Below are 12,606 nucleotides of genomic sequence, written 5' to 3'. Positions count from 1 at the left end.
CTATCGTTAAAAAGTTTAAGATAGCTAAACAACCTTACTCAATAATCAATATGCTTTTAGTATTACCCACCCCTATACCCGCTAATAAAATCCTTATTTAATTAACTAAATTCACATATTTATTACTTAAAACCCTATAGTTGTTAAAGTACCTTTACGTCGTTGAATCACCACACCAACATTCCATATGATCACACCAACAATTGCCCACAACACACCAACAATAAGAATCACAAGTAGCGATACGCCAACATTTACAGAACCATCAACTATACTACGCAATACTTGCGTAACATGAGTTACTGGAATCACATATAACACGTATTGCATCATCTTAGGAAATACGCTAATTGGAGCAATCACACCACAAACAATAGAAAGCATTGCACTAAGCGCGTTAGAAATAGTATAAACATCATTCATCATCATGCTTATAGCAGCTATAGCAATACCAAATCCCGTAGAAGCAACAGGAACAATAAGGAACAACAGCATCAACGCACTCATATTAATCACAAAGAAAGCACTCGGGCTTACTACAAGCATTGTTATAAACAAAGTCACAGCATCACTCACCAAAGAAATAGCCACGAGCGCAATAATACGACCGAACCATAATGGTAATGCAACTTTTGCGCTTGTAAGCACGAATGGTGTTGTTCCTTCAAAACGATCCCATGCTAGTGCTTCTGACACAGTCATACTTGTGGAAATAGAACACGCACCCATCACAGCAGCAAGAGTTGATGCAATCAAACTATGATTAAAACCCGCGCTAGTCGCATAACTAGCTGCTCTATTGAAGCCTCCGCTTACAGCTCCAGCTAGAAAAACGTATAAGAACGTGGATAAAAGAGGCTCAACAATCATACGAATAACAGCAGTATTCCAACTATTTAAGCTAGGTATACTCTGTATACTCACTCTTGCGCCAGTTCGTATACTAGATAAAACGCTTACGTGACCATACTGAGAATATTGATTATATTGATGCAATCTAGCGTACTTACTATTTTGAATAATTTTATTTCGCATAGTTTCAACCTGATTATTATTTCGTGTCATATTATGTTCAAACTTCCATTAAGCGTTGCAAGTCGAATAGCATGACGTAACATAAAACCTGCAATAACAAGCAAAACGCTGGATAATACAACGCATAACACAATTGCTAACACAGTAGTAGCATTAAACGCTTGCGCATGAGACACCCACACTGCAGACGTAAGCGGATGAATAAACGCAATAATGCGAGCTGGCAATGGCATTGATTCTACAGGGATCACTATTCCACAAAGCATCCATACAGGAATTAAAATCAAACCTTCATAAACTGTAGCTTTACGGCATAATACAAAAATTCCAGATAATAATGCAGCAGAAGCTACGCAAGCGAGCATAGAAAGTAAGTATCCAACTAACTGCGCGAATGTTATCATAAAGAACCCATGGCAGAAAACAGCAACGGTAATAATCGCAAGCGGCATACCAATACAACCAAGTAAAGCTGCGGATCCTACAATAGGAAGAAACACTGCAGAAGGTGAGATAACACTTAAAGTTAAATATTGCAATGTTCCTAAATAACGCTGGTATCCAATAATTCCAACAGCAGTAGTTGTAGCAGACCATAATCCAGCTATAGAAGAATCAACCCAAATATTATTAAGACAATTAGCGCAATCATGAGAAAAACCATAGTATGCAACAATTTTCATCAACGCAAAACATACTGGAGCAAGTATCGCATTTTGCAAGAAAAACGTTGTTTTCGCTAAACTTTTAAGCTGAAACCACAAGCCACGAACCACAAAAGCATATGAACGAGTAGAAGTATTCATATTAAACCTCCTACTTACTTAATGGGAGTAAGGACGGCGAAGAAGACGGCGTAACAGAAGAAGAAATATTTGATGCAGAAATATTATCATTTTGCACAATAGCAAGATACGTTTCTTCCAAACTTGCAGCGCGATCACCTAAACGTTTAATCCCATCAACAGGAATCTTAATATTTCGTTCTTGAGATACTGTTTTACTCCACGCGATAGTAATATTTAACACTCCATGCGATTCAAAAACATCACACCACAACACTCCATCAAGTTTTTGCAATTCTTCCTTAACACTAGTAGTTCCGCTTGATACTTCACCGTCATACGCGTACATTGTTACATGATCAATATGCTGCAAAGAAGCCAACTGCTGCACACTTCCCTGAGCGATAATATTACCGTGATTTATTACAGCAACAGTATCAGCTAATTTTTCAGCCTCACTCATCTCATGCGTAGTTAGCAAAATCGCTATTCCTTGATCTCGTAAAGCATGAATAATTTCACGTACTTTCCTAGCATTTTCAGGATCCAAACCAGTGGTAGGCTCATCTAAAAGCATAAGATCCGTTCTAGCAACCAGCGATCGAGCAATATGCAATCGCTGCCACATTCCCCTTGAAAAAGTTTGAACAGCATCATGAGCTTTATCAAGTAAATCAACTTGCTCAAGAGCATCGTGAATACGCTTTCCTTGCTCCCTATATGGAACAGCGGAAAGATCCGCAAAATAACGAAGATTATCTAATGCACTTAACCTTTGATAAAATCCTCGCTCACCTCCAAGAAGTAACGACACGTGCTTACGTGCTTCTCGAGGATTACTCACAGCATCAATACTGGCAACATGAACACTACCACTATCAGGAGCTAACAACGTACCAACAATTTTCACGGTAGTTGTTTTACCTGCACCATTCGGGCCAAGCAAGCAAAATATTTCACCAGAATGAATATCAAAAGATACGTTATGTAAAACTTGACGAGTTGTTTTCTTATGACCGAATCCACGAGAATAAGATCTTGTTATATTATCAATACGCAATATTAAGTTGCTAGTTGACTGCTTATTATTGTTATCGCGACTATTAGTCGCGTCTTCTATATTATTATTCATTATTATTGCTTCGTTCTTACTTGTTATTAAAGCTTAATTTTTACTGTTATTAAACCTTAATTCTTACTGTTATTGAATAAATTTCAACAATGAAAATTAGTTAGATAAAAAGATACCGCTTGCTTACAAGAACGATAAGAACGCGCAAAAACATGCAAAAACGTGCAAAAACCACAGAAAAACCAGCGCGCATGTGCAAACATAATGACAAAACACCATGTGCAATGCGTGTTTAATACTGCTAAAGAATATGTATCTTAAGCTGTTTTATGTGCTTTTATATGCCTTTCAAACCGTTCTTAAGACTAGCGATCATTTGGGCAGTCATAGCGCAACACCTCATAAACTTAAATGTGCTTTACGTGGAAAATTATATATGTTTTGGTGAATTTAATCAAATAATTATACGTATTGAGCAATGCTGAGCATAAAACATGAAAAAGACACGCAGCAAAAGAATTGCTGCACGCACTAAATATTTTGCCTTTATGAATTGATGACATGTATTTCACGCACACCGCACTTTCCAATCATCCTCACTAACACAAGCAAGCGCATCCGTTACAGATTGCAAATCTTCACCCTCGTAATATTCAACAAGCAACTTCTTAAACTCAGGAACCCTATTTTCTGGAATAACCAACAAGCCATTACCATGAGAAATCAAACAGTGTAGGGAACTTTTTTACAATTATTTAACCGATTTGATCCCCAAAACATAAACAACTAAATTAATAATCACTCGACAGCAAAATAGTCTTAATGCTCATTGCAGAATGGAAGTTAATATTGGGAATATTGTAGGAGTGTAAACATCCAAGACAATTGTAAACAGAGAGTTGTTAATTTTTTTGTTCAATAATTTTATCGGTAAATGCCTTTAAAAATTCTCTAGAATTACTCCAGCCTGCGCCATTGTTTAATCCCGAGAAATCAAAACCAGATATTTCATCTAACGCTTTACTACAAACCCATTCATACATTCCAGCCTCTTTGCTTTTATATATTATTAGGAACAATGGTTTCATTGCTTTTTTACCCAACGACACAACACTCTTGTATTGCTTAGAATATACTACATCGTTATACCACCCTGTCAGCCGATAGTATTTATCTTTGACCCCCTTTTCACCAATCTCGTCGCATAGATTTTGTAACTGTTTAGCAACATACGTGAGAACCTTTTCATCTATGTTTTTTATGAGCAAAGTTTCATCAACACCATTTTTACTTACCTCTTTCCAGTCAACATCTTCATTATTTTCTGAGTGTCTTTCATTCCTTGCAGACTTTTGATTTTCTGTTTTTACTTCTCTATTATCATCACTAAAATTATTCTGACTCTTACAACCTGAAATAAGTGACATAAGGCAAACTACCATAGTCAAAAAAGCATAATGCTTGATATTCTTCATTTATGCCTCCTCTACAACTTAATCTTTACCTAATTGCAGCTACGATTCTCATGTTCAATCTTCACTTTGTTCTTCACCATCATCTGCCAAATATTTATTCATCTCGGAGTACAAATCATCTTTGAGTTTAATAAAACTGACGGGATGTAAATTATGGACAAAGAATGCAGATATACAGCCTACAAAATAACTATAGCTAAAAATCATCCGATAATCTACAGGATTTTATTTCCATACATAAACAAATGTGTGGCAAAATGAGTACACGCTTTAACGATAGAAGCGAGATATTGCAAAAGGTTTAATTGCCATTTATAACTTTCTCAATATCTCTTTTCCCATAAAGCACACGAGAAACCACAACTTCATACTTTTCTTCAAAAACAAAATAAAAAATAAGAAAATTATCACACGACACGAACCCTATGCCTTATGCAAGGACTCAAAAACCTTATCCGCAGGCTTCACATCACCAGATAAAACTGACTTATAACCCTTTTCCAACTCATCATTCAACTCACCTTGAGTCATAGAACTCACATCACGCGGCTCTCTATAACCCAATTTCACATCAAAAGGAAGCCCCTGCTGCAAAACAACCTGCTTATAAAACATGGTAATAGCACTCGAAGGAGGAAGACCCAAAGAATTCAATATATACTCTGCCTGCTCTTTTAACTCTGGATCAATACGAGTATACAAGTTAGCTGTTTTCGCCATACAATCACCCCTTGTTTCTTACAATGATTATATGACATTGCATTGGCATTGCATTAACATCAGCATTAGCAAAGCAAAACTCACGGCAGGTGCTCCACCACATCTTTATTAAATACACTGGAAAGCTAACTTGAAATTTGCTTTCGAAATAATTATCTTATATGTAAAGCTAGCTTTCCATTAGGAAGGAGAATGTAATGTGAAAAATAGACTTGAACAAATTAGAAGAGAAAAAGGCATAACACAAGAAGAACTTGCAGATGCACTTGAAGTATCAAGACAGACAGTCGGTTCTTTGGAAAATGGAAGATACAATCCATCAATCATATTGGCATACAAAATTGCTAAGTACTTTAATTTAACAATCGAAGAAATATTTATCTACGAGGAAGATAAAAAATGAAAAAACAAAAAACACAGAATTTTTGGTACATAGGTTATGTAATAGGAATTTGCGGACTAATTCTTGCGCTGACTCTTAAACTGAACGAATCCGTAGGAATTGTACTGTCAGTTGTTTTTGTTGCAATTATCTCACTTTCACACGTAAAAATCATGCACTATAAGATGATAGAAAAAGACCACAACTACAAAATAAATGTGAACGATGAAAGAAATGAGAAAATCAAAGATAAAGTAAATGCAACAATGGCATTCATACTGATGCACCTAATGGGAATAATTGCCATAATTGCATTTATCACGAAAGCATATTTGCCAGCTGCTCTTTTAGCTATTTCGATTGCCTTTTCTCCATTAATCATGTTTTTTATCAACAAATATTATGAGAAAAAATATTAAAACCAGACATAACCCGCTCATTTACTACTTATTACAAGGCTGACCAACCTTCATAAATTCCTTATCCCTAATACGAAACTTTTTTATTCTCAAAGTTGCATCAGGCAAGGCAAATGAAAATGACCTTTACACTTGGATTAAAAAACCACCAAGCCTAATACTCCAACATTCCTAAGCATTTTTAGAATATGCCAAACTATATTTCGTGCGACTAGTCACAGTGACAGACATAAAACACCGCAACAGTATTACTTCACTACAGCTTTCCCATTCAAGCAATGCACAGCATAGTGAGCACATCCATCTGTTTTGCGCCCAAAATTATTACAACTAAGATTGACCTTATTCTTATCAGAAACCTCGCTAATACCATTTTCACAAACTACTTCAAGACATACATCCTTAGGTATTTCTCCTTCTAAAACATTCGTACCATTTAACGTATCCACCATGCAAGAAGCAACAGCCTTAACATTATTCGCCACAAAATCGGCTCCGAAAGTCACTTATTTCTTTCCGAGCCTCCACGCTTTGAGCACTACTTCTATTACTCCGTAAGTCAATGCGGCCAACGGCCAAACAATCCAACTTTTTCCCCAATCGGACGTGATGAAACTGTAGGCTAAATAAATGCAGATAATTATAAGCCAGTAAGCTTGGAGGAATAAGCTAATCTTTGCAGGATAGACAGTTTTTTTCTTCGGTTGCAGCAAACGGCAATAGGACGAGCGGACAATATTCGCCTGTACGAATAAATAGACAGCTGCTGCCACCAGGGCAATAGCGATAACTACAAAAAAGCCGGATGAAAGTTGATAAAATTTCGGTGCTATATCCGAAATTATAAGAAAAATAAAGGCAACCATACATAAAACGACACCGCTGACCGTCCGCAGCACATACGACGGCATGAACCGTTCCAAGCGTTCTTTGAGCACACTGTCAACGCCGTAAGCCGTTTCAAAGTCCTCTTTTTCCAAATATTGATAACGCTTTCCGTGGAAACTCTGAATAATAAAAATAGCTACAGCTACGGTAATAATCGCAACACTGAATGCTAAGCCCATAGTTTTACCGACTTGTGCATTTACTGTGTGAGAAAGCAAAAGATCACTGCCGACCAACGGTATTGCCGCCAGAATACAAAGAAGAACGCCTAGAGCAACATAGGCGGCAAATGATATTCTGTGAGCAATATAAGCGGAGGCTTCTTCCAGCTCAATTACCCGCATGCGAACGCCGGCTTCTTCCTGGCAGGCATTTTCACCTGCGTTGACGTTCTTCCCCATAACATCAATTTCATCTTTTACCAGAAGATCTGTACTAACACCAAACAAACGGCTCAATGCAATTATCCGTTCCATATCCGGGATACTTTGTGCGCCTTCCCATTTGGAAACAGCTTGGCGACTGACGCCCAATTTGTCCGCCAATTCTTCCTGCGACCAACCGTTTTGTTTACGCAGTTCCAATATTTTATCTGCTAAAATCATAAAAACATCTCCATTTCAAACTAGAATTCATCATGATTATGGTGAAATTATAGCTGAAACAGCAGTTGCGTAGTAGCAAGTGCGATTGACAATTACCGTTAAAAGCGCAATTTCTGCCGACAAATGAGCGCAACCGACCACCAATTCGTTTTCTCTCATGTTTGCACCGCACTTTCCAATCATCTTCACTGATGCCGCCAAACATTGGAATAATATCTCGCCAAACGTCGGAATAAAAGTTCGATAGCGCGCTAACTATTGTAATCTTGATAATATTATGATACTTTTTTGATAAAAGGAGGTTGATACTATGATTAATATTCGCCCAGTTTCCGATTTAAGAAATAAATTCCCAGAAGTAGAAGAAACAGTTATAAATTCAAATACACCAGTATTCCTTACAAAAAACGGTTATGGAACTATGGTTCTCATGAGCATCAAACAATACTCTGCCCTCACTGACGACATTGAAAGAAAACTCGACGAAGCAGATACTTTTGCCGCAAATACTTCTACGCGTCTTTCTAAAGACGACGTCTTTGATAGTGTAAGGAGAAGGGATTAATCAACACGAGAACACCCTTACTACAGGATTAGTGTACGCAACTTTTCTATTTTTTACGTTGTCATCGACGACACTATGGAAGTGCGAAGACTTCTATACTCAAAACGAAATATTGACGCACTACTGGAATAACTATTCCTAATAACAATCATTATTATGCTAACGGTTATTAAAAAAGCTATCGTTAAAGGTTTAAAATTGACTTTATAGCCTGATTTCAGGCATGATATCCATTCTACTAACACCATGCCCATGCAATACTAGATTGTTGGCTGGGAGCCTTGGTGTTCTATGGAAATACACAGGGTTCCCATAGATAGCTACACAGCTTTTTACCTCTTAGATGAAGATAAATGTAGCGTGACGATTGTTCGTATCTTTTATACAGGCAGAAACATTGAAAATATTATCAACAACAAATAATGGAAATTCGACAATATGTGACATATCTTTCTAAAAGCCCAATGTAACGTTTTATATAGTCAAAATCATGACTTGGTGCCAATGAACTTTTTTGACGCACAGGTCAAATAATTTCAGTAGACTAGCCAGATGCAAAGAATATGCATTTTTATATGTGTGCAAAAATCGAATTTCATTTCTTATGATCAACTGTCATGTAAAACACTAAAAGCATGTACAAAACCCGGAAACTAAAAATCAGAAGAATGCGGAAATCAAAACTGAAAAACACATTCTTCTGACCAATTCCCAACCAACTACCGGTTCCCGGTTCTTACTTATCACGCAACTTACCAACTTGCGTAAATTCCTTATCCCCAACACACATCTTCTTATCAGTGAACTTTACTCGCATCATTCTGCTAATAATATACTCATCCGTTATCAGCACAAAAAATTGCTTTTCTTTTTTATTCACCAAGTAATACTGTTCACTGCCAATACTCTCTACCGCTTTACCGAATGCAAACGTATCAAACAAAGGAATATCACCGAACAAAGTAGTAATACACCCGATAAAATTATCCATAAACTTTTCAGACGAATTTGGAATAAACTTCGTCACCGTGAGCATAATAATTTCAGCGTCTGCATATTCATCACGAATAATTTGTTCCTTCATCTTGATTTTCTTACGAACACTCAATTTTTCATTAAGACCATACTTCGCTAAATCAATAGGCTTCTTAATGATTGACAAATCAATAGCATTGTCTTTATCCAACAAATGGTCGACAGTAACACCCAGCGCATCCGCAATCACCTTCAAATTTGCAACATCCGGCAGACCGCGACCACCTTCCCACTTCGCTACCGCAGCACGCGAAACCATAATCATTTCAGCAAGTTCTTCCTGAGTTAAACCCGCTTCCACGCGCGCATTTCTGATTTTTTCTCCCAACAACATCGTATAACTCCTTTCATTGGCTATGAGCTTTCGTTCTTAACGATTATTTGTTTTGCTCGTAATGCAATTAATAACCGCACTGCGTAATTACATGCTAACGAGCAACATATGAATAGAAAAGGAACTAACTAGAACACAAGCGTTACGAATCGTAACATGGCATTTTCTTAGCACACGCGCACATAATTATGTGAAAATAGCTGTTTCAAAAGAAATTTATACAAAACTAACAGAGAATGTACAAAATCCAAGGTGCACGAGCCATACAACACAACGCGCCGAAGACCGATATCCACCTCATTGCTCTGCTCTCATTCATGCCAATCCCCAACAACAAACGTACGGAATAAGGCAACAGAAACATAAGTTTGTTGTCAAGAGCATGCTGAGATATATAACATAGAAAGCAACAGTTTCAGAGTATAAAAGGAAAAGTTTCATTGCATACAAGAGTTAAGAAACTAGAACTAATGTTTATGTAACGATCTCTTGCCATAATAGCGGAATTCATTAATATCTTTCATCTGAAATTATATGCTCTATTCCACTATGCTCCGATTTAAGATATTCTTTCATAAATGTCGGGTAAGCCTTGAACTTATCAAGCTCATCTATAGGTAACCAATGCATTGTCTCTTTAGCATCTGACTCTGTAGTGCTTTGGCTCGTAAAATCTCTTTTGCCCATGGGCTTCATCATGTAGTAGAATGTCAGCTCATGGAAGTCTACTCCTTTTAAGCCAGAGCTGCCGATGAATAAGTTCTCGTGTATGACAGCAAGGTGATCTACTTCATAATTAAGACCTGTCTCTTCAAATACTTCTCTCTTAACGGCTTCTTCTGATGTCTCGCCCATGTGAACCGCTCCGCCAACTGAGTAGTAATAGTCGTCCTCATCATTTCCTGCAAATAGCACACAACCTTCTTCTACTATGATGGCTGCTGCTCTATATCTAAATGCTTTTTTATCGTTAATAAATCCGCAATTATGTTCCATAGTTTACTCCTTTATTTTTTATCTAATGACTGTGACTTATGGTTCAAATGCAAACAAGTTCCCAATCTGAATTGAAAATCCAAGTGATTGATACATTTGTATATCACACTGTGCACAAGCAACAATCATTGAACTTATTGCACTCGACCCTAGAGCGTTGATATCTTCCCCCAAACAGCCAAACTGCACTCAAAAACCGCGAGAACCCAGCTTAAAGCCGCCCCGCATTAAACCTTTTAACGATAGTCCTCGCTAACCCCTGCTACACAAGGGCAAAAATGCACCCACCTAATCAGCTTTTGACATCAATACGACACTCTCGACGTGCATCAAAGTCAAGTGAAAGATTATAGTTACGTGGAAAATGCTCTTCAGTAGCATACTCCACATCATCTTTATTCGGCTCATAACCATGCTTAAGATTAAAATGCTGGATATATTCTTCTTTCCAAGCTTCAATTTCAGCTTTTTCTTCAACAGTTCTAGTAGGACGCAGGTTCTTATTGTTGTAGTAAACCTCACTGTCATCCATTGAGTGAAGCATCTTAATATCAGCTTGAGTGACACCATTTTCGCCTGGCTTGATTTCGATAGTTTCTTCACTATAACTACCATCTTCATTACGAACACAACTTGTATACTTATATGTTGCTCAATCATTGATATTAGTTTTGCGAGTCCTCATGCTCACCCTTCCCGCCTGCAGCGGTAGGGTGAAGACACATACAAAAAAGAGCCGATACTTTATGAAGTACCGACTCTAATACCTGAAAAACAGCCATAGTAGAATAGAGGTACTTCATAGGAGTCATGAAAAAACCATGAGGATCCTATTGACGTATCTCATCGCCCTATAGCTAATCAGGCTTTAACTGTTTATTAGTAGTGTCTTATTGATTAATCATTAACCACAATCTTGTTAATTGTTCCAAAAATTCTTATAACATTTACCCGCTCTTTCTTAAAACCCGTATCATGAGTGTAAAAAAGAGTGGAATAATCTCGTTTTTATAACAGTTTGACATGTAAAAACCACACTTGCCTTGAAAGCTACGTGCTTTGAGGTTTAAGCGTTAACAATGTTTTCACCCCCCTTCTCGTTAAACAACACTCGTTTTAGAAAACAAAACGAGCATTAGCCACGCTCTAATAGAGTCCCAACCGCGGCTAATAAAGTCCCAACTGTATTTAATACAATCCCAACAAATCTAATATAATCCCAACCGTATTAATATCAGAAATCCTCACTCCGCAAAAAGTGTTATAGGCCTAACTACTTTTAGTGTTACCGTTAGAGCTTCTGATTAAAACACTTCAGATAAAACGTTCAAGTTATTACTATGCTAAAAATGCTCTTCAAAAACCTGACAAATACGCACATATACGAGGTTGCATACACAAGATTGCAGAAGAAAACTTCTTTACTTATGGCTCTCCTAGAATATGGTTAGTATTGAGAACTAAAGGTATTAAAGTATCTGAAAAAGTAGTAAGACGGCTCATGAAAGAAGAGTTAATTGAGGTTAGATATGCCAGGCGTAAAAGACGCTATTCAAGTTACATAGGAGAAATTACTCCCGCATGTAGTAACATCGTTAATAATAATTTTCATGCAGATTCACCTAATAAGATTTGGCTTACAGACATTACTGAGTTTTCAGCAAAAGAGTCAAAACTCTATTTAAGCCCTATGATTGACTGTTTTGATAGTAAAGTGGCCTCTTACGCTCTTTCAAACCACCCAGATCAGTGTCTTGTAGATGAAATGTTAGAAGGGTGCTTTAACTACCCTTGACACTACAGAATGTAAAAGCTTAGTTATTCATACCGATAGAGGAGGTCACTATAGAGATGGCAGGTGGATTGAGAAATTAGAAGGTCTTGGTATTACACGCTCCATGTCAAGAAAAGGAAACAGTGGAGATAATGCTGCCTGTGAAGGCTTTTTTAGACGAATGAAAACAGAAATGTATTATCCACTTAACTGGGATAGTACAGAAGAACTACGTCAAGCTATTCATACTTATATTGATTCTTACAACAACCACAGAATTAAAATGGGGATTAAAAGACAATTATGGAACATCGTGCTATGGTTGCACAAAATGTCTAAAAATTGTCCTAAGCCCCAAGCGACATTTTTATGTCGCCAAAATTGTCGCTTTGTCGCCAATGGATACAAAATTTAGTCATTTTGCTTAGAGTTAAGAACGTTCAATAAGTTTATAATTTCATCAAGTACGCTTGAAAATGTGATTCCTTTTGTATAACTATATTTTTAAGCAAGTTATCGTG

General features: G+C 37.1%; 15 protein-coding genes and 2 pseudogenes. 6 read left to right on the top strand and 11 right to left on the bottom strand.

All coding sequences use genetic code 11. The annotated features are described in order from the left end of the window. Nucleotides 1–126 precede the first annotated feature (126 nt). The 6 genes from HXT57_RS02370 to HXT57_RS02345 all read right to left on the bottom strand — a co-directional run bounded on the left by HXT57_RS02370 (nucleotide 127) and on the right by HXT57_RS02345 (nucleotide 5,087). A complete protein-coding gene (locus HXT57_RS02370; RefSeq protein ID WP_410311172.1) occupies nucleotides 127–1,065 on the bottom strand; it encodes an ABC transporter permease in 939 nt (312 codons plus the stop codon). Continuing rightward, nucleotides 1,062–1,841 (bottom strand): ABC transporter, encoded by a 780-nt coding sequence (locus tag HXT57_RS02365; protein WP_410311173.1) that lies wholly within the window; start codon nucleotides 1,839–1,841, stop codon nucleotides 1,062–1,064. Before HXT57_RS02365 ends, HXT57_RS02370 begins: the two co-directional genes overlap by 4 nt. Before the next feature lie 10 nt (nucleotides 1,842–1,851). Beyond that, nucleotides 1,852–2,952 carry an ABC transporter ATP-binding protein gene (locus tag HXT57_RS02360; RefSeq protein ID WP_410311174.1) on the bottom strand — a complete coding sequence of 367 codons (1,101 nt, stop codon included), beginning with the start codon at nucleotides 2,950–2,952 and terminating at the stop codon, nucleotides 1,852–1,854. Between the two features lie 508 nt (nucleotides 2,953–3,460). Further along, a complete protein-coding gene (locus HXT57_RS02355; protein ID WP_415697808.1) occupies nucleotides 3,461–3,619 on the bottom strand; it encodes a hypothetical protein in 159 nt (52 codons plus the stop codon). Between the two features lie 175 nt (nucleotides 3,620–3,794). Beyond that, a complete protein-coding gene (locus HXT57_RS02350; RefSeq protein ID WP_119504692.1) occupies nucleotides 3,795–4,367 on the bottom strand; it encodes a hypothetical protein in 573 nt (190 codons plus the stop codon). Nucleotides 4,368–4,790: 423 nt separating this feature from the next. Further along, nucleotides 4,791–5,087, bottom strand: a complete 297-nt coding sequence (locus HXT57_RS02345; RefSeq protein WP_004110949.1) for a type II toxin-antitoxin system RelB/DinJ family antitoxin — start codon at nucleotides 5,085–5,087, stop codon at nucleotides 4,791–4,793. A gap of 199 nt (nucleotides 5,088–5,286) precedes the next feature. On the opposite strand from HXT57_RS02345, the gene HXT57_RS02340 reads away from it, so the two are divergent. After that, nucleotides 5,287–5,490: a helix-turn-helix transcriptional regulator gene (locus HXT57_RS02340; RefSeq protein ID WP_004110950.1), complete on the top strand. Its 204-nt coding sequence runs from the start codon at nucleotides 5,287–5,289 to the stop codon at nucleotides 5,488–5,490. Further along, nucleotides 5,487–5,888, top strand: a complete 402-nt coding sequence (locus tag HXT57_RS02335) for a hypothetical protein (RefSeq protein WP_012913990.1) — start codon at nucleotides 5,487–5,489, stop codon at nucleotides 5,886–5,888. Before HXT57_RS02340 ends, HXT57_RS02335 begins: the two co-directional genes overlap by 4 nt. 248 nt (nucleotides 5,889–6,136) lie before the next feature. Here HXT57_RS02335 and HXT57_RS02330 read toward each other — a convergent pair. Together HXT57_RS02330 and HXT57_RS02325 are read right to left on the bottom strand one after the other, a co-directional pair. Beyond that, nucleotides 6,137–6,373: pseudogene (locus HXT57_RS02330) on the bottom strand (hypothetical protein); the annotation flags it as partial. 21 nt (nucleotides 6,374–6,394) lie between these two features. Then, nucleotides 6,395–7,381, bottom strand: coding sequence for a helix-turn-helix domain-containing protein (locus HXT57_RS02325; protein ID WP_004110953.1), 987 nt, complete (start codon nucleotides 7,379–7,381; stop codon nucleotides 6,395–6,397). A gap of 310 nt (nucleotides 7,382–7,691) precedes the next feature. Between HXT57_RS02325 and HXT57_RS02320 the strand changes: the two genes are divergently transcribed. Further along, on the top strand, nucleotides 7,692–7,946 hold the full coding sequence (locus tag HXT57_RS02320; RefSeq protein WP_004110957.1) for a type II toxin-antitoxin system Phd/YefM family antitoxin: 255 nt from the start codon (nucleotides 7,692–7,694) through the stop codon (nucleotides 7,944–7,946). A 736-nt stretch (nucleotides 7,947–8,682) separates the two neighbouring features. On the opposite strand, the gene HXT57_RS02315 is transcribed toward HXT57_RS02320, so the two are convergent. The 3 genes from HXT57_RS02315 to HXT57_RS02305 form a co-directional block, all read right to left on the bottom strand. Next, nucleotides 8,683–9,315 (bottom strand): helix-turn-helix domain-containing protein, encoded by a 633-nt coding sequence (locus HXT57_RS02315; protein WP_012913988.1) that lies wholly within the window; start codon nucleotides 9,313–9,315, stop codon nucleotides 8,683–8,685. A 510-nt stretch (nucleotides 9,316–9,825) separates the two neighbouring features. Next, entirely contained in the window at nucleotides 9,826–10,311 is a 486-nt protein-coding gene (locus HXT57_RS02310) for an NUDIX hydrolase (protein ID WP_076002746.1), read from the bottom strand. Between the two features lie 292 nt (nucleotides 10,312–10,603). Next, nucleotides 10,604–10,843, bottom strand: coding sequence for a hypothetical protein (locus tag HXT57_RS02305; protein ID WP_240613487.1), 240 nt, complete (start codon nucleotides 10,841–10,843; stop codon nucleotides 10,604–10,606). 750 nt (nucleotides 10,844–11,593) lie between these two features. On the opposite strand from HXT57_RS02305, the pseudogene HXT57_RS02300 reads away from it, so the two are divergent. From HXT57_RS02300 to HXT57_RS02290, 3 genes and pseudogenes are all read left to right on the top strand, one after another. Then, a pseudogene (locus HXT57_RS02300) lies at nucleotides 11,594–11,794 on the top strand (IS3 family transposase); the annotation flags it as partial. Between the two features lie 18 nt (nucleotides 11,795–11,812). Next, entirely contained in the window at nucleotides 11,813–12,106 is a 294-nt protein-coding gene (locus HXT57_RS02295; protein ID WP_421783736.1) for a DDE-type integrase/transposase/recombinase, read from the top strand. 103 nt (nucleotides 12,107–12,209) lie between these two features. Further along, nucleotides 12,210–12,500, top strand: coding sequence for an IS3 family transposase (locus tag HXT57_RS02290; protein ID WP_165845970.1), 291 nt, complete (start codon nucleotides 12,210–12,212; stop codon nucleotides 12,498–12,500). Nucleotides 12,501–12,606 lie beyond the last annotated feature (106 nt).

This window comes from Gardnerella sp. KA00771 (assembly GCF_049244045.1).
In the GTDB taxonomy this organism is placed as follows: domain Bacteria; phylum Actinomycetota; class Actinomycetes; order Actinomycetales; family Bifidobacteriaceae; genus Bifidobacterium; species Bifidobacterium swidsinskii.
This window is presented reverse-complemented; position numbering and strand designations above follow the sequence as displayed.